A 16,655-nucleotide genomic window follows, 5' to 3' on the forward strand; every position below is an offset into this window, starting at 1 on the left:
TAAGGTGCGGTGGCGCGGTCCAAGGGACATGGACCGCGAGGCAGTCGGAGGAGGAGACGTGGGTACACCCCCGGGCGCGAGCCCGTACAACGGATATGACGCGCATCAGGCGCCGCTGGGCGACGCCGCGCAGAACCGGTTCAACTTTCCCTCCACCCCGAGCAGACAGGGCGTGTCTCAGCCCTACGCGCAGCCTCAGGTCCCGTCGGCCGCGGGTTCTCCGGCCGCCTCGCGCGGCCCGGCCGCCGCGGGCGGTTCCGGCGGGCACAACCCGCTGGTGCGTCCGTACGCGATGACCGGCGGCCGGACCCGGCCGCGTTACCAGCTCGCCATCGAGGCGCTGGTCAGCACGACGGCCGACCCGGCCCGCCTGCAGGGGCAGTTGCCCGAGCACCAGCGGATCTGCCGGCTCTGCTTCGAGATCAAGTCGGTCGCGGAGATCTCGGCCCTTCTCTCCATCCCCCTCGGCGTCGCCCGAATCCTCGTCGCCGACCTGGCCGAGGCCGGACTCGTCGCCATCCACCAGCCCGGCGGCGACGAGGCCGCCGGCGGTCAGCCAGACGTGACACTGCTCGAAAGGGTGCTCAGTGGACTTCGCAAGCTCTAGCGGCGGCGCGGCCCGTTCAACCACCAGCGCGAAGATCGTGGTGGCGGGCGGCTTCGGCGTGGGCAAGACCACGTTCGTCGGCGCCGTCTCGGAGATCAACCCGCTGCGTACCGAAGCCGTCATGACCTCCGCCTCCGCGGGCATCGACGACCTCACCCACACCGGCGACAAGACGACGACGACCGTCGCCATGGACTTCGGCCGCATCACGCTCGACCAGGACCTGATCCTGTACCTCTTCGGTACGCCCGGTCAGGACCGCTTCTGGTTCATGTGGGACGACCTCGTCCGCGGCGCCATCGGCGCCGTCGTCCTGGTCGACACCCGCCGCCTCGCCGACTGCTTCCCCGCGGTCGACTACTTCGAGAACTCGGGCCTCCCGTTCGTCATCGCCCTCAACGGCTTCGACGGCAACCAGCCCTACCAGCCCGAGGAAGTCCGCGAGGCCCTCCAGATCGGCCCCGACACCCCCATCATCACCACCGACGCCCGCCACCGCGCGGACGCCAAGAGCGCGCTCATCACGCTCGTCGAGCACGCCCTCATGGCCCGCCTGCGGTAGTCCCGACGGGACGAGGTACGGAAAGGCCCCGCGCACCGGATCCGGTGTGCGGGGCCTTTCCGTGTCCCGCCCTCTCAGTCCTGCCAGTAGAAGAGCAGGGTGTCGACGTCGAGGGGCTCGCGTCCGCCGAAGTGGTAGACGCACAGGTCGGTGACCTCGATGCCGCCGGTGGCCCCGTCGATCCAGCGGAAGCCGGCCTCCTCCAGGGCCCGCCGAGCGGGGTGCCCGTCGTCGTGACCGGAGGCGAAGCGGCCGAGGACGCTGATGAGGACGTGCTCGTCTCCGCACCGGATCACGTGATAGCTGCCGTCGCCCTGCTGGTGGTGGTCCCCGGCGGAGACCGGCGGGGCCGGGTCGAGACCGGCGGCGGCCAGCGCGGCCGTCGCACGCGTGAGCCGGGCGTCCACGTCCTGGTGGCCCGGCGGCTCGGTGCACAGGGCTTCCAGGCGCCAGCGGGGGTCGCTCTTCCGCTCGCACCGGGGGGCGTACTCGTGGACGACCGCCCGGCGCAGTTCCTCGTCCAGGCCGTCGACCCCGACCCGGGGACCGCCGAGCCGCTCGTCGAGCCGGCGGGTCTCCGCGCGGTCCTCGGTGAGTCCGTGGAGGGCGCAGACGGCCCGCACGGCGGCCTCGGGGGTGGGCGCCTGGTCCACGAAGGCGCGCAGCCGGTCCGGGTCCGCGGCGAGCGACTGGGCGAGGTCCGCGACGCCGCGGTCGGGGTCGGCCAGGTACGGGAGCACGTCGAGACCCGCGCGGTGCCGGGTCCGGAGCGCGAAGCGGCGGTCCTCGGGCCGGTCCTCGCCGAGGTCGGCCAGGATCGCGTCGGCACCGTGGTGCTCCACCAGTCCGTCGAGGCCGGCCTCCCCGGTCTCCCGCCACCGCTGCCAGGGCGAGGCGGCGAGCGTGGACAGGCCGGGGGCGGCCGTGCGGTCGCCGAGCAGGCCGCGGGCCTTGAGGACCGCCTCGGCGACCCCGTACGAACCGTCCCCGTGCCGCTCCTCGTCGCGCAGCCAGGGCAGGAGTTCCGTCCGGCCGGCGAGGAGGTCGAGGAGCGCGATGCGCACCTCGGCCGTCTCGTCCTCGTCCCGGATCCGGTCGAGGAGGCCGTGGACCCTGGCCTCCGGGACCCGGCCGGCGAGCGCGTCCGCGCAGATCCGGCGGCGCCACCAGGCGTTGCCGGGGTCCAGGACGTAGCGGGCGAGGGCGTCGGGGTCGTGGGCGCGCAGGGCGGCGGTGTCGGGCTGCCCCCGGTCCGGTATCAGCATGTCGATCTTCCGCATCGGGCGATGCTACGGGCCGGGGACGGCGAAGGGCCCCCGGTTTCCCTGTGCGGGAAGCGGGGGCCCTTCGGTGCTGCGGTTCAGCGCCAGCTGTGCGGGGCGCGGAAGCCGTGCTCGCGCTCCAGGCGGCGCCAGCCGGCCTGGGTGCGGCGGTGCGCGGCGGTCTCGGCGGGCTGGGAGGCGGCGCGGGCGAGCAGCACGGCCGTGATGGCGGCGAGCTCCTCGGGGTCGGCGGTGCCCTTCTCGACGCGGAGAAGGTTGGCAGGCGTGGTCACGTGGATGACTCCTCTTACTGAGGCGGGTTGCCGTGCTTGCGGGACGGCAGGTCGGCGTGCTTGGTGCGGAGCATCGCGAGGGACCTGATGAGCACCTGGCGGGTGTCGGCGGGGTCGATGACGTCGTCGACCAGGCCGCGCTCCGCCGCGTAGTACGGGTGCATCAGCTCGGCCTTGTACTCCTTGACCATGCGGGCCCGCATGGCCTCGGGGTCCTCGGCCTCCGCGATCTGCTTGCGGAAGATGACGTTGGCGGCGCCTTCGGCGCCCATGACCGCGATTTCGTTGGTGGGCCAGGCGTACGTCAGGTCGGCGCCGATGGACTGGGAGTCCATCACGATGTAGGCGCCGCCGTAGGCCTTGCGCAGGATCAGGGAGATCCGGGGCACGGTCGCGTTGCAGTACGCGTACAGCAGCTTCGCGCCGTGCCTGATGATTCCACCGTGCTCCTGGTCTACACCAGGCAGGAAGCCGGGTACGTCCAGAAGGGTGATGATCGGGATGTTGAAGGCGTCGCACATCTGGACGAAGCGCGCGGACTTCTCGGAGGCCTCGATGTCGAGGACGCCGGCGAGCGACTGCGGCTGGTTGGCGACGATGCCGACGACCTGGCCGTCGAGCCGGGCCAGGGCGCAGATGATGTTGCGGGCCCAGCGCTCGTGGATCTCCAGGTAGTCGCCGTCGTCGACGAGCTCCTCGATGACCTTGTGCATGTCGTACGGGCGGTTGCCGTCGGCGGGCACGAGGTCGAGGAGGACGTCGGAGCGGCGGTCGGCCGGGTCCTCGGAGGCGACGGTCGGCGGGTTCTCGCGGTTGTTCTGCGGGAGCATCGACAGGAGGTAGCGGACCTCGGCGATGCAGGTCTCCTCGTCGTCGTACGCGAAGTGCGCGACGCCCGAGGTCTCGGCGTGCACGTCGGCGCCGCCGAGGCCGTTCTGGGTGATCTCCTCGCCGGTGACTGCCTTGACGACGTCCGGGCCGGTGATGAACATCTGCGAGGTCTCGCGGACCATGAACACGAAGTCCGTGAGGGCCGGGCTGTACGCGGCGCCGCCGGCGCACGGGCCGAGCATCACCGAGATCTGCGGGATGACGCCCGAGGCCTTGGTGTTGCGCTGGAAGATGCCGCCGTAGCCGGCGAGGGCGGAGACGCCCTCCTGGATGCGGGCGCCGGCGCCGTCGTTCAGGGAGACCAGCGGGGCACCGGCCGCGATGGCCATGTCCATGATCTTGTGGATCTTGGTGGCGTGGGCCTCGCCGAGGGCGCCGCCGAAGATCCGGAAGTCGTGCGCGTAGACGAAGACCGTGCGGCCCTCGACCGTGCCCCAGCCGGTGATGACACCGTCGGTGTACGGCTTCTTGGCCTCCAGGCCGAAGCCCTGCGCGCGGTGCCGGCGCAGCTGCTCGACCTCGTTGAAGGAACCAGGGTCGAGCAGCAGCTCGATGCGCTCGCGAGCGGTCAGCTTGCCCTTCGCGTGCTGGGCCTCGGTGGCGCGCTCACTCGGGCCACGGAGCGCCTGCTCGCGCAGGACGTGCAGCTCGGCCACTCGGCCACGGGCGTCAGCGGGCTCGCTCGGGATCTGGTCCACAACGGTCATGTACCGACCCTACGAAGTCGGACAAGAAAACCCCGCCGTCGACTCCGTACAGTCTCGCGTGTCGAATCCTGGTGGGGCTGGACAGAACCCAGACCCGACCAGCCCGAGTCAACAGCCAGACACCCCCCGTGTTTGTTGGGTTCCGACATAGACCTAGACGAGGACCTCACAACCGTGGGTCGCTCCCCCGGTACCCGGAGTGATCCGCAGCCGCAGCTCGGAGCCGGTGCCGAGGACCTCCACCGAGGGATCGTGGCGGACCACCCGGCGGACCGGACGGTTCCACACCAGTTCGAAGGGCTGCCCGGTGCGGAGCGGCTCGGAGACCCGCAGAGAGAGGACGGAGCGGTTCCGCCGGACGAGGACGCTCGCGGGCGCGGTGACCGTGAGCGGACCCACCGTACCGGCCTGCCAGAGGTTCGCCGCGGTCAGTCCGAGGGACGGGACGGCGATCGCCTGCCGCTCGGCGGTGTTGTCGAGAACGTGCAGCCAGCCGGGGTCGGCGGCGCGGGCCGCGACCGTACGCGGAGAGGCGCCCGGCATCAGGACGTACGCGTAGGAGGCGGCGACCGGGTCGGTGCCGTGGTCGAGCCAGAGGGTCTGGTAGCGGCGGGTCCGGCGCTCGGTGGAGCTGGTGGTGTTGATGTCGCTCCAGGCGCCGGTGCGGTCCTCGCGCAGGGTGCGGAGGTTCCCGGCCCCCTGCGGGAGGACCCAGCCGCCGTGCCCCTCCAGGTGCGCCCAGCCGTCGCCGGTGGTGAGGGCCTGGGTGCCGGACTCCCCCAGGAGGCGGTTGTCGACGACCGTCTCGACGGGCACGCCGTCGGTCGCGGTGATCCCGGCGCCCAGGCAGACGACCGCGTCCGCCGCGCAGAACCAGGACTTGCGGGCCTCCAGGGTGGAGCCGAGGCCCTTGAGGTGCTGGCCGACGGCCGCGTACTCGCCGTCGGTGGTCCCGCCGACCCAGCGGACGGTCGGCCGGGGCGCGCCCCACTCGCCGCCGGCCCGGTCGGCGAGGCGCTTGGTGGAGACGGTGGTGCCGGGCAGGCGGTACGGGTCGACGGTGGGCCAGAACCAGTCGGTGTACTGGTCGCCGAGGTCCGGGGTCCACCAGGAGAGCATCCCGGCGCCGGTGTGCCAGCCGCGCGGGTTCTCGCCGTTGCCGCACTCGTAGTACGTGATCCGGTTCGAGGCCATCGAGAGGGAGGCGGCCCAGCCGGGGCGGCGGTGCACGGCCCGGTCCATGGCGGGGAACAGCCGGTGGCCGGTGGGTTCGGGGGCGGCGGGGACGGGAGAGGCGGCCACGGCGTGCAGCCGGGCGAGGTCCGCGACGCCGAACTGGCGGGCGGTGAGGATCGGGGAGACGGTGTCGCGCTCGATCCACCCCTTCACGCGAGCGTGCCACCGGTCGCGCTCGGCGGGCGACGCCCCGCCCGCGAGGAGGGCGATGGCCGCGATGACGCCCTGGCCGTGGAAGTGGTCGGAGCGCATGATCCGACGGTCGTCGTTCTTGAGGTAGCCGCGGCTGATCGCGCGCCCGTTGACGCCGTCCATCATCAGGCCGTCGTAGATGAAGGGGGCGTACGCCCTCTCGACGCTGTCGAGGACGATCTGCCGGTTCGGGTCGGTGACGGCCCAGCTGGACCCGGCGAGGAGGGTGAAGAGCCGGCCGAGGCCGTCGAGCATGACCTGCCCGTAGGTGCCGGAGTAGGCGACCCAGGCGTGCTGGACGAAGGAGCCGTCGGCGTAGAGGCCGTCCCCCTGGGTGACGTACGGGAAGACGGGCGAGAGGGCGTCGCGGGCGAGGGCGATCTTGGCGGGGTTCGCGCCGAGGACCCCGCGCAGGGCCACGGAGCGGCAGAGGTCGACGCGGTTGGCACCGGTGGAGGTGCCGGAGTAGTTCAGGAGGGCCGAGTCGGGCACGAAGTGGTCGACGGCGGCGCAGGCGGCGGCGATGCGCTCGGCGCCGAGGCGGGGGTGGAGCGCGGCGACGACGTCCATGAGGAGGCGGGGGCTGCCGATCTGCCATTCCCACCAGTTGCCGTAGCGCGGGGCGCCCGCCCGGTAGACGGTGGCGGAGAGGTGGTCGAGGCCGCGCAGCACGTCGGCGAGCAGGCTCTCGTCGCCGGTGAGGCCGGTGCCTGCCTGTACGTACGCCTGGGTCATGGTCCACAGGCGGCTGTAGCTCTGGGTGATGCCGGCCGGCGGGTCGAAGGGGGCGTCGGGCCAGAGCGAGGTGGGGGTGGCGGCCATGCCGGCGCGGAAGGCACGCGCGAGCGTGCCCGTCTCGGCGAGCCGGCCGGCGTAGGGCTCGGCCCCGGCGTCGAAGCCGGAGCCGAGCTGGAGGTCGAGCCAGCGGAGCCGCAGCGCCTCGAACTCGTCGGCCGAGTGGGCCTGCGGGGCGAGGGCGAGCGTGAGGGCTGCCGCTGTCGTCGTGCTCAGGAAGGTGCGTCGGGACCAGAGGGGCAGGGACACGGGAGCCTCCCGGGGGAAGTGGTGGAGACCGGTCGGCGCCCGGTGTAACACCCTGTTTCCGACGCAATCAATGAGCACGGCAAGCGCTTGCTGTCCCTGTGGGGGTGTCAGTTCCCGCAGTGGAAGCGGGCGCTCCCCCAGTCCGCGTGGTCGTTGCCGTTCCCGTCGCCGCCGTCGCCGACGACGAGGTCGACGTAGGAGGCGCCGGTGACGTCGGCGGTGAGCTGCCAGGCCGGGTCGGCGGCCCTGAGGACCGGGGACTTCGTCTTCTCCGTACCGTCCGCGAGCACGCTGAACTGGACGCTGCCGCGGGTGGTCTGGACGTCGTCCACCCCGACCTCGGCGGTGAGCGAGGTGCACCGGCCGCCGAGGTAGTAGCGGACCTTCGCCGGGGCGTGGGTGCCGAGGCCCTTGGCGTAGCTCACTCCGCCGATCCGCAGCGGGGTGCCGTCGCCGGTTCCGGTCTCGCCGTTGGAGAGGTCCCGCTCGACGGGTCCCCAGCCGTTGGCGGCCGAGGTCCAGTCCAGGTCGCTGGCCCAGCTGTCGGCGGTGGGCGGCGGGGGCAGGGTGCGGACGGTGGTGGCGGCGGTGAGCTTCCGCTGCCCTCCCCCGATGCCGTACGTGACGGAGGCGCCCAGCGGGTACGGCCGGTAGGCCGCGTCCGCCGGGGGTGTCACCTGCCAGGTGGCGGTGGCCCGCGCGCCCGGGGCGACCGTGCCGAGGGCGACGGGCGCGGCGGGTTCGGCGGTCCAGCCCTCGGGGAGGGTGAGGACGGCCCGGGCGTCGGTGACGTCGGCGGCCTCGTCGTTGGCGAAGGCGGCCGTGACCCGGTTGGGGCGGCCGGGTTCGAGGCTGTCGGGCGCGGTGACGGTGAGCGTGCCGCAGGCGGCGGGTTCGGCGGCGGGGCCGAGGTCGGTGACGGTGAAGCCGTCGAGGACGAAGTCGGCGCCGTCCGGGGCGTCCTCGCGCTTGCGCAGGCCGGTCCAGGTGTCGCCGCAGCCGGCGGTGACGGTCTCGGAGAAGTGCCCGGTGGTCCTCTGCTGTCCGAGGGGCGTGCGGCGGGTCTCCACAGAGGTGCCGTTCACGCGGTCGTAGCCGGTGACCCACTCGTACGCGCCCGCGTGGCTGGACTGGTAGTCGTACGCGACGCGGTAGTCGTGGCCGTCCTTCATCGGGACGGTCCAGGGCGCGGTCCGGTAGACGAGTCCGCTGTTCTCGTCGTGGGACTTGAGGCTCTCGGCGCCGCCGATGACGTCGTCGATCGGTTTCCCGTTCCAGCCGGCCTGGGTGTACGGGGCGTGCAGCTGCGCGATGTGGGTGCGGGGGTCGGTGGTGCCGCCGGCGTCGCCCTTGAGGAAGGGGCCCCAGCCCTGGTCGACGGCCTCGAAGTCCTCGTGGGCGAGCGTCCCGGCCTTCGTCGCGGGGGCGTTGGCGACGATCCGGACGTCGTCGATCCGGACGGTCGCGGGGCTGCCGCCCGCGGCCTGGATCCGCAGCGGGACGGAGCCGTCGGCGGGTGCGGTGAAGGTGACCTTGGCGCGCTGGAAGCGGGTGCCGTTCCAGTCGGAGGCGGCGACCCGGTCCTCCAGGGCGGAGCGCTCGACGGTGACGGACGCGCCCCCGGCGGAGAGGGTGGTGGGGCGGGTCTTCCCGGGCTCGACCTCGATGAGGGCGGAGGCCGTGTACCGGGCGCCGGGGGTGAGGCCGGTGATCTGCTGGCGGACCGAGGCGGTGGCGGCGCCGCTGAGCTTCGCGCTGTTGCGGCCCTGGTCGTCGGTGTCACGGGCGACGGTGCCGGCCTTGGTCCAGCCGCCGAGCCGGGCGTCGTTGAAGCCGGGGTCCTTCACCGGGGTGCCCTGGCCCCAGCGCGGGGCGGTCTGCGCGGGGGCGCTGTCCGGATAGAGGACGTAGGGCTGTCCGGCGACGGCGTCGAGGGTGATCCGTCCGCCGGAGGGGCGCACGGTGCCGGTCTTCACGCGCCCGTTGTCGGTGAGCTTGTACAGGGTGTACGCGCGCGTGCCGCCGGGGACGGCCCAGCTGGTCGTCCCGCCGGTCCTGTTGTAGTGGTAGAGCTTCTTCCCGCCGTCCCAGGGGAGCAGGTAGCCGTCGCCGTCGAGGACCTTGCGGCCGTTGTCGTAGAAGGTGCGGCGGCCGTTCTCGACGGTGCCGCGGACGCCTCCGGTGAAGGTGATGTCGTTGCCGTCCCAGCGGGTGATCTGCTGCTGCTGGAGGTACTTGGCGGGCAGGTTGCGCTGCCAGATGTTGGCGGAGAAGGCGTTCCAGTCGGTCTCGCCGGTCCAGCCCTCGAAGTCGACCAGGGCGGTCTGGCCGAGGACCGGGTGGTTGTTCCAGACGTCCTTCTCGCCGTTGCGGATGAAGCGGATGATCTGCGAGTTGAGGCCCTTGTTGGTGGCGCCGCCGTAGTCGAGGTCGTTGGCCCAGTGGGACCAGAGGGAGGCCCGCTCGAACTTCTCGGACCACTCGGTGGCGACGTTCCAGCCCTGTGCCCGGACGGCCTGCATCGTCTTGTCGGCGATCCAGCCGTGCGTGTAGTAGACGTCGATGTAGAGCATCGACAGGTTGGGGTCGGTCTCGTCGCGGAGCTGCTGGAAGCGGCGGGCGAGGTCGCCGCTGTTCACGTCCCGGCGCTGGTCGATGTAGTAGCTCTGGTTGAGCCAGTTCCAGCCGGGCTTCGTCTTGTCGACGAGGGTCTCGCTGAAGTTCTTCGCCTCGGGGTACGACTCGGTGGCGTTGACGTGGACGCCGAAGCCGGCGCCCCACTTCCTGCCCTCGCGCAGCAGGGTGTTGAGGTCGGCGAGGCCGCCGGCGCGCTTGTTGTAGTTGCCGCCGTAGTCGGGGTGGGCGGAGTCGTGGCCCTCGGAGCCGTACCCCTTGAGCAGGGCGAACTGGCCGAGTCCGTCGGTGGAGAGCGAGATCCGCTTGACGTCGTCGAGGGTGCGCAGGAAGGGGTGGGTGGCCTGGGAGGCGAAGTTGAAGGGGATGTGGGCGACGACCCGGTCCGGGGTCCGGTCGCTGCCGGGGGCCTTGATCCCGATCGCACGGAAGGCGACGGCGCCGTCCTGCCAGTCGACGGCTCCGTCGGCGTTGGCGTCGGGGGTGACGACGACCTTCGCCCAGGGCAGGTCGTCGCCGCTCTCGGGCTGCGGGGCGCCGGCGCCGCGGTAGGTCCACTGGCCCGACCAGACGCCGACGCGGGTCTCGGCGCCGCTCCTGCGGGCCTGGTGCCAGAAGCGGGCGCCGTCGCGGGCGGAGGCGCCGGAGGGCTTGTCGTACGAGGAGTTCGACTCGACGGCCGCGGCGAGGGCGCCGGTGTTGACGATCGCGTAGCTCGCGCCGACCGGGTTCGGCTCGGCCGCGGTGGTGTCGGTGACCCGGGCGAAGACGTCGGCGGTGCGGGTGGAGTCCGGGTCGAGCCGGGTGAAGGCGGTGGCGGCGCCGGTGTCCGAGGAGCCGACGGAGACCAGGTCGTGGCCGGGGATGTCGATCGTGCCGACGCGGAAGGCCTCGGTGTCGCGGACGGCGGTGACCTTGAAGGTGGTGGTGCGGCCGTCGACGCCGAGCCGGGCGTCGATCTCGACGCCGGGCAGGTCGGGGAAGACGAGGGTGTACGCGGCGGAGGCGGCGGTCAGGACGGGCGCGCCCTCGGTCTGGACGGCGTGGGCGGTGCCGTTGAGCACGACCTGCGTCACCGGGGCCGTACTCCCGAGGAGACGGGCGCCGCTCGCGCGGTCGGTGTACGAGAGGACGCGGGGGAAGTCCTCGGCGACGGCGACGGAGAGCTGGGCGGAGCCGATGACGGGGTCCGCGGGGGCTTCCTCCGCGAGGGCTGGTCCGGAGAGGGCGAACACGGTGGCCGACGCGGCGGCCAGCGCACAGGCCGTGCGCAGCCGCCGCGCCGCGGAGGGGGCTGAGGTGTGTGGGTGCGACATGCGCACCAGTTGGCCCGGGGGACGGATCACCGTCAACGAGATCGTCCGCGGAGGGCCCCGCCAGTCCAACAACCCCTTCCGGTTAGTCCAAGTCGCTCAGCAGCCGCCGCAGTTGTAGAAGGTCACGTCCCAGTGGCTGCCCTCGTCGGCGTAGACGTTGCCGGCGCCGGACTTCCACTGCGGGGCTCCGTCGCCGCGCAGCCCGATGTACGCGAAGGTGTTCTTGATGTAGCTCCCGACGCAGGTGTACTTGCTGAGGTCCAGCTTGTAGCCGTTCCAGTGCGAGTACGTGCCGCTCGCGTGGCCGACCTCGGTGCCGCCGGTGATGTTGAGGGCGCAGCCGCTGGCGCTCTTGAGGGTCTGGGCGCCCTGGGCGGTGGCGAGGTTGAGCTGCTCGAAGGACGTACACGTGGAGTTGTAGCGGTCCGAGCAGTTGCCGGACGAGGACCAGGTGATCCCGGAGGACCGGAACATCGAGGTCGCGGTGGCGTGGCTGATCTTGGTGACGGCGTGGGCGTCGGTGGTGGTGGTGAGGGCGCCGAAGCCGGGGGCGAAGAGGGCGCCCAGGACGAGGGCGACTGCGGTCAGGACGGAGCGGAGCTTCACGGGGGTTCCTCCTGCGGGTGACCGTGACGGCTGGGGACGGCTGTGCAGGTGGTGCTCGTGGTACCGGTGGCGCGGGTCGAGCCGGATGGCGCGCGTGGAGCCGGTGCATCCGGTCGCGCAGGGAGATGGTGCCGTAGTTCTACGCGCGTCCGAAAGAGGGCGTCGGCGACCTGGAGCCCTCGCCCGGATGAACATCCTCCCCAGATGTTGAATGTTGAACGGAATAGGGCTACAGTCGTTCTCGTTGAAGGTTCAACAAACGCCGACAAGGAGCACGTCATGGGTCTCTTCAGCCGCAAGAACAACGAGTCCGCCGTCGCCACCGCCGCCCTCCCGGTGGACCCGGCCCTCGCCGCCCTCACCGGCGACTACACCATCGACCCGGCGCACAGCAGCATCGGCTTCACCGTCCGTCACGCGATGGTCACCAACGTCCGCGGCACCTTCGCCGAGCACGAGGGCGCGCTGAAGCTCGACGGCTCCGACCCCGGCGCCTCCACCGCCTCGATCGACGTCAAGATCGCCTCCATCGACACCGGCATCGGCGACCGCGACGGCCACCTGCGCAGCGGTGACTTCTTCGACGCCGAGCAGTTCCCGCTGATGAGCTTCCGCTCCACGAGCGCCGAGCAGCTGGGCGGCGACAAGTACCGGATCACCGGCGACCTGACCATCAAGGACGTCACCAAGCCGCTCGCCATCGACCTGGAGTTCAACGGCACCGCGACGGACGTCTACGGCAACGAGCGCGTCGGCTTCGAGGGCTCCGCCGAGATCCTGCGCTCCGCCTGGGGCCTGACCTGGAACGCGGCCCTGGAGACCGGTGGCGTCATGGTCAGCGACAAGGTCAAGCTGAACTTCGACATCTCCGCCATCAAGAACGCCGCCTGACCCCTTCCGGGAACCTCCGGACACACGAGCGCGCCCGCCCTCCGCAGCAGCGGAAGGCGGGCGCTCGGCGTTCGTCGTGACTACAGGCCGGCCGCCGCCTCGACGACGGCCGGGATCAGGCGGTCGTTCTCGGGGGCGCCCGGGCCGGACATGAAGCCGAAGCGGCGGCGGGCGTAGCTGTAGGCGAGGCCGGTGGCCGGGTCGGCGAAGGCCTGGGAGCCGGGGGCGCCGCTGTGGCCGATCGCACCGGGACCGAGCGACGGGTGGCGGGTGGCGAGCGGGACAAAGCCGAGGCCGAAGGCGTTCTCGCTGCCGGTGACGAGGTCGGTGCCCCGGGAGTGGATCCGGGCGAACTCGGCCAGGGTGTCGGGCGCGAGCAGCGGGGCCCGGCCGTCGAGCTCGCCCGCGACCGCCGCGTACATCCGGGACAGGCCGCGGGCGGTGCCGACGCCGCCGCCGGAGAGCGGCGACTTCGCGTGGACGGTCCGGGAGTTGCCGTACGCGACGAGGTCGAACGGCGGCTCGGCGTGGGCGTTGAAGGCGATGGCCGTCAGGCTGTCCGGCTTCAACGGGTTCTCGGCGAGGAACGCCTGCTGGGCCGGGGTGGGCCGCATCGGCAGGGCCGTGCGGAAGCGGGGTTCGAGCTCCTCGGGGAGGCCCAGGTAGTAGTCGAGGGCGTACGGGGCGCGGACCCGCTCCTCGAACAGCTCGTGGACCGTGCGGCCGGTGGCCCGCAGCACCACCTCGCCGACCAGGGAGCCGAAGACCACCGCGTGGTAGCCGTGGCCGGTGCCGGGCTCCCAGAAGGGGCGCTGGCCGGCGAGGCGCGCGGCGATCAGGCGGTCGTCGGAGGCCTCCTCCATCGAGAGGCCTCCGTCGGCGCCGATCAGTCCGGCACGGTGGGAGAGCAGCTGCCGCAGGGTGATCCCCTCCTTGCCCTCGGCGGCGAACTCGGGCCACCAGGAGGCGACTTCGCGGTCCAGGTCGAGGACGCCCTCCTGGACGAGGAGGGCGGCGACCAGGGCCGCGGCGCCCTTGGAGGAGGAGTAGAGCGCGAGCAGGGAGTCGCCGTCGACGCCGTCACCGCCCCACAGGTCGACGACGAGCCGGCCGTGGTGGTGGACGGCGAGCTGGGCGCCGCCGTCCCGCGCCTCGTCCGCGGCGATCTCCGCGAACACCTCCCGTACGGACTCGAATCCGGGCTCCACCGTGCCGTGGACGTCGGACATGATCTTTCCCCCCGTGGTCTCTTGTCGCGGTCAGACAGCAGAACGATCAAGGGGCCGAATCCCTTCCCGCTCACGGGGGTTCGACACGATTCCGTTCTTCCCGCCCCCGGACGAGCTCGCGAAGAGGAGTCCGGCGGTGACGAGGAGCGTCACCCCGGTGGCGGCGTGGACGCCGAGCGCGGTGGCGTACGGGCCGCCGTAGGTGATGACGGTGGTCGCGTCGCCGAAGGGGGCGATCGCGAAGAGCAGCAGGACCCAGGCCAGCGCACGGCGGTGGCCGAGCGCGAGGAGGGCGAGGACGACCACGCCGTCGGCGAGGTCGCGGAAGGCCTTGAGCCAGAAGTATCCGGCGGCGTCGCCCTGGGGCCAGGCGGGGATGCCGTAGCCGGCGGCGGCGGTCTCGGGGTCGAGGAGGAACTGCGAGCCGAACGAGAGGCAGAAGAGGCCGATGAGGACGGAGAGGACGGTGGCGAGGCGGCGCATGGTCACGGATTCCCCCAAGGCATCGATCTAGCGTTGCTAGGACTGACAGCAACGCTAGACCTAGCGCCGCACTCTTGTCTAGCGATGCTAGAAAACGGAGGTGCCGGGCGCCGTGGCCACCCACGACGGGAGCGCCCGAACCCGCTGGTCAACGCCGTTGTCAGTGGCGGCCGCTAGCGTCGTCGGCATGGAATTGCGTATCGACAGCGCCGTGTTGACCGACGCCGTGGCCTGGGCCGCGCGCGTCCTGCCCGCCCGCTCCCCCATGCCCGTGCTCGGCGGGCTGCTCCTGGAGGCGGCGGACGGCGGACTGCGCGTCTCGGGCCTCGACCACGAGGCCTCGGCCCGCGTCGAGGTCGAGGCCGACACCGCCGTCGAGGGCCGGGCCCTGGTCCTCGGCCGGCGCCTGCTCGACATCTGCAAGGTGCTCCCCCGGGGCGCCACCGAGCTCGCCGTGGAGGGCGCCCGGCTCTCGGTGACCTCGGGCGACGCCCGCTTCGGCCTCTCCCTGCTGCCGCTCGACGACTACCCCGCCGCGCCCGCGCTGCCCGAGGTGCGCGGGCTCGTCGACGGGGACGCCTTCGCCGCCGCGGTCGGCCAGGTCGCCGTGGCCGCGGGCCGCGACGACTCGCTGCCCGTCCTGACCGGGATACGGCTCGCCCTGGACGGCGCCACGATGACGCTGGCCGCCACCGACCGCTACCGGTACGCGGTCCGCACCCTGGAGTGGAAGCCGGAGGCCGGCGCCTCCGAGGAGGGCGCGGACGTGGTCGTCCCGGCCCGCCGCCTCACCGAGATCGCCCGCTCCCTCGCGGGCACGGGCCCGGCGCGCCTCGCCCTCGACTCCGGCTCCCTCGGCTTCGAGAGCGGCGGCACCCGCACCACCACCCGGCTGCTCGACGGCCGGCTCCCCCGCCACGACAAGCTCTTCGCCCTCGGCGAGCACGCCCTCGCGGTCACCGAGCGGGCCCCGCTGACCGAGGCCGTCAAGCGGGTCGCGGTCGTCGCCGAGGGCGACAGCCCGGTCCAGCTGACCTTCTCCCCCACCGCCCTGCACCTCCAGGCGGGGTACGAGGACGACGTGGCGTCCCAGCGCCTGCCCGCCACGCTCACGGGCCCGGACTCCCTGACGGTCGCCTTCAACCCGGGCTACCTCCTGGACGCGCTGGGCTCCCTGGACGCCCCCGAGGTCCGCTTCCACCTCCTGGGCCCGGGCCAGCGCGCCCTCCTCACCGACGGCGCGAAGGAGACCCACCGCCACCTGCTGATGTCGGTGAAGCCGCTGGTGTGACCTCCGGCGGTCTAGAAGCCGCCTCCCCCGTCGAACCCTCCGCCTCCGCCGAAGTCACCGCCGCCGCCCCCGAAGTCGCCTCCGCCGAAGTCGCTCGATCCGAAGTCGCCGGAGCCGAAGTCGGCGCCGGAGAAGTCGCCGCCCTGGAAGTCCGCGCCGCCGTACTCGGCGGCGTAGGCGGGGGTGGCGAGCATGGAGCCGAGCATGGTGCCCACGAGGAGGCCGGGGAGCATGCCGCCGCCGAAGTAGCCGCCGGCCCAGGGGCCGTAGGCGGGGCCCGCCTCCCAGTAGGGGCGGCGGCCGGTGTCGGTGTCGACGGTCCGGGCCACCGGGTCGAGGCCGTCGTCGAGACGGGCGGCGTCGGCGGCGCAGACCGGGACCTGGCGGGGGGCGCCGCCGGGCGGGGTCCAGGTCCGGTCGTCGGCGGCGGGGCCGTGCCGGGGGTCGAAGAAGCACGGCGGCCGGCGCTCGGGCAGCGGCCGGGACTCGCGGCGGGCGGCCAGGACCGCGAGGGAGAAGCGGCCGTCCTCCAGGGCCTGGGTGACGGCGCGGACCTCGTGCGGCCGGGTGACCGCGCCCATGAGGGACTTGGCGCTGTCGTACGAGTCGAGGGCGCGCTCGTAGTCGGCGCGCATCGCGTCGTCGGCGCCGGGCTCGGCGGGGTGGAAGTCGAGGCGTTCGAGCTCCTCGCCGAAGGCGGTGATGTCCTCGTCGACGACGACCCGCAGCCGGTCGAGGGCGGCGCGCTCCTCGGCCTCCTTGCGGAGCCGGTTGCGGCGGACGACGGCGTAGGCGGCCGCACCGCCCGCGACCACGACACCGCCGAGGACGACGAGCCCGGCGACGGGGACCCCGGAGTCGTTCGTCCCCACGGAGCCCCAGGAGGCGGGGGCGGAGCCGCGCATCACCGGCAGGGCCTGGTCGACGAAGTTGTTCAGCTCGGTGGCGGCGTCGGCGCCGGGCCGGCGCACCGAGGTGACGAGGTTGTTCACGGCGTCCCGGGACAGCACCGTACGGTCGGCGCGGGCGTCGAAGCCGTTGCCGAGGCGGATCGCGTACAGACCGGTGATGCCGGTCTCCGTGCGGAGGTTCTGGAAGAGGTTCTCCGGCGGGAACTGCGCGTTCGCGGGGAGCACCGCCACGAAGAGCGGCTTGTCCGCGTCCTTGATCTTCTGCGCGAGGGCCTTGGCGTCGGCCGTGGAGAGCTGGCCGGCGGCCCCCGGGTCGACGTAGACCGGGCCCTGTTTCAGGGCGGCGGCCGCGTCGGACACGCCGGTGGCCCTGGCGCTCGCGAGGGGCGCCAGGACCAGCGACAGAAGCAGGAGCAGCCCGCCGAGGGCCGACCCTCTGGAAATCGCCCTGGTCCTCATGGTTCGACGCTACCCGAACCGGACCGAACGAGACATAGCGG

At 72.8% G+C, this 16,655-nt stretch carries 13 protein-coding genes; 4 read left to right on the plus strand and 9 right to left on the minus strand.

What is annotated here, in order from left to right; translation table 11 throughout:
• Positions 1–58: 58 nt before the first annotated feature.
• Entirely contained in the window at positions 59–607 is a 549-nt protein-coding gene (locus tag GGE06_RS18450; RefSeq protein WP_116158664.1) for a DUF742 domain-containing protein, read from the plus strand.
• Positions 588–1,169 carry a GTP-binding protein gene (locus GGE06_RS18455; protein ID WP_015036414.1) on the plus strand — a complete coding sequence of 194 codons (582 nt, stop codon included), beginning with the start codon at positions 588–590 and terminating at the stop codon, positions 1,167–1,169. Before GGE06_RS18450 ends, GGE06_RS18455 begins: the two co-directional genes overlap by 20 nt.
• A 74-nt stretch (positions 1,170–1,243) precedes the next feature.
• On the opposite strand, the gene GGE06_RS18460 is transcribed toward GGE06_RS18455, so the two are convergent.
• The 6 genes from GGE06_RS18460 to GGE06_RS18485 form a co-directional block, all read right to left on the minus strand.
• Positions 1,244–2,449, minus strand: a complete 1,206-nt coding sequence (locus GGE06_RS18460) for a hypothetical protein (protein WP_116158665.1) — start codon at positions 2,447–2,449, stop codon at positions 1,244–1,246.
• Between the two features lie 80 nt (positions 2,450–2,529).
• Positions 2,530–2,724 carry an acyl-CoA carboxylase subunit epsilon gene (locus GGE06_RS18465; RefSeq protein ID WP_116158666.1) on the minus strand — a complete coding sequence of 65 codons (195 nt, stop codon included), beginning with the start codon at positions 2,722–2,724 and terminating at the stop codon, positions 2,530–2,532.
• 14 nt (positions 2,725–2,738) lie between these two features.
• Positions 2,739–4,322 carry an acyl-CoA carboxylase subunit beta gene (locus GGE06_RS18470; RefSeq protein WP_116158667.1) on the minus strand — a complete coding sequence of 528 codons (1,584 nt, stop codon included), beginning with the start codon at positions 4,320–4,322 and terminating at the stop codon, positions 2,739–2,741.
• Positions 4,323–4,475: 153 nt separating this feature from the next.
• Positions 4,476–6,788: a polysaccharide lyase 8 family protein gene (locus GGE06_RS18475; RefSeq protein ID WP_221518320.1), complete on the minus strand. Its 2,313-nt coding sequence runs from the start codon at positions 6,786–6,788 to the stop codon at positions 4,476–4,478.
• A 113-nt stretch (positions 6,789–6,901) separates the two neighbouring features.
• Complete coding sequence (locus tag GGE06_RS18480; protein ID WP_184931288.1) at positions 6,902–10,744, minus strand: endo-alpha-N-acetylgalactosaminidase family protein; 3,843 nt, start codon at positions 10,742–10,744, stop codon at positions 6,902–6,904.
• 96 nt (positions 10,745–10,840) lie between these two features.
• Complete coding sequence (locus tag GGE06_RS18485; protein WP_116158669.1) at positions 10,841–11,350, minus strand: hypothetical protein; 510 nt, start codon at positions 11,348–11,350, stop codon at positions 10,841–10,843.
• Between the two features lie 279 nt (positions 11,351–11,629).
• Between GGE06_RS18485 and GGE06_RS18490 the strand changes: the two genes are divergently transcribed.
• Positions 11,630–12,241 carry a YceI family protein gene (locus GGE06_RS18490; RefSeq protein ID WP_116158670.1) on the plus strand — a complete coding sequence of 204 codons (612 nt, stop codon included), beginning with the start codon at positions 11,630–11,632 and terminating at the stop codon, positions 12,239–12,241.
• 80 nt (positions 12,242–12,321) lie between these two features.
• Here GGE06_RS18490 and GGE06_RS18495 read toward each other — a convergent pair whose 3' ends face one another.
• The gene (locus tag GGE06_RS18495; RefSeq protein ID WP_116158671.1) at positions 12,322–13,470 is read right to left on the minus strand and encodes a serine hydrolase domain-containing protein; all 1,149 of its coding nucleotides are present in this window, start codon (positions 13,468–13,470) and stop codon (positions 12,322–12,324) included.
• Positions 13,471–13,500: 30 nt separating this feature from the next.
• A complete protein-coding gene (locus GGE06_RS18500) occupies positions 13,501–13,953 on the minus strand; it encodes a DUF4267 domain-containing protein (protein WP_220378587.1) in 453 nt (150 codons plus the stop codon).
• Between the two features lie 187 nt (positions 13,954–14,140).
• On the opposite strand from GGE06_RS18500, the gene dnaN reads away from it, so the two are divergent.
• Complete coding sequence (dnaN, locus tag GGE06_RS18505) at positions 14,141–15,244, plus strand: DNA polymerase III subunit beta (RefSeq protein ID WP_116158673.1); 1,104 nt, start codon at positions 14,141–14,143, stop codon at positions 15,242–15,244.
• Between the two features lie 11 nt (positions 15,245–15,255).
• On the opposite strand, the gene GGE06_RS18510 is transcribed toward dnaN, so the two are convergent.
• Positions 15,256–16,614 carry a hypothetical protein gene (locus GGE06_RS18510; RefSeq protein WP_116158674.1) on the minus strand — a complete coding sequence of 453 codons (1,359 nt, stop codon included), beginning with the start codon at positions 16,612–16,614 and terminating at the stop codon, positions 15,256–15,258.
• Positions 16,615–16,655 lie beyond the last annotated feature (41 nt).

It is taken from the genome of Streptomyces nymphaeiformis, from assembly GCF_014203895.1.
Taxonomy (GTDB): domain Bacteria; phylum Actinomycetota; class Actinomycetes; order Streptomycetales; family Streptomycetaceae; genus Streptomyces; species Streptomyces nymphaeiformis.

Coding starts and splice junctions, on each gene's coding strand:
- GGE06_RS18470 (WP_116158667.1), bottom strand. CDS start 4,322: ATGACCGTTGTGGACCAGATCCCGAGCGAGCCCGCTGACGCCCGTGGC.
- GGE06_RS18510 (WP_116158674.1), bottom strand. CDS start 16,614: ATGAGGACCAGGGCGATTTCCAGAGGGTCGGCCCTCGGCGGGCTGCTC.
- GGE06_RS18460 (WP_116158665.1), bottom strand. CDS start 2,449: ATGCGGAAGATCGACATGCTGATACCGGACCGGGGGCAGCCCGACACC.
- dnaN (WP_116158673.1), top strand. CDS start 14,141: ATGGAATTGCGTATCGACAGCGCCGTGTTGACCGACGCCGTGGCCTGG.
- GGE06_RS18500 (WP_220378587.1), bottom strand. CDS start 13,953: ATGCGCCGCCTCGCCACCGTCCTCTCCGTCCTCATCGGCCTCTTCTGC.
- GGE06_RS18490 (WP_116158670.1), top strand. CDS start 11,630: ATGGGTCTCTTCAGCCGCAAGAACAACGAGTCCGCCGTCGCCACCGCC.
- GGE06_RS18495 (WP_116158671.1), bottom strand. CDS start 13,470: ATGTCCGACGTCCACGGCACGGTGGAGCCCGGATTCGAGTCCGTACGG.
- GGE06_RS18480 (WP_184931288.1), bottom strand. CDS start 10,744: ATGTCGCACCCACACACCTCAGCCCCCTCCGCGGCGCGGCGGCTGCGC.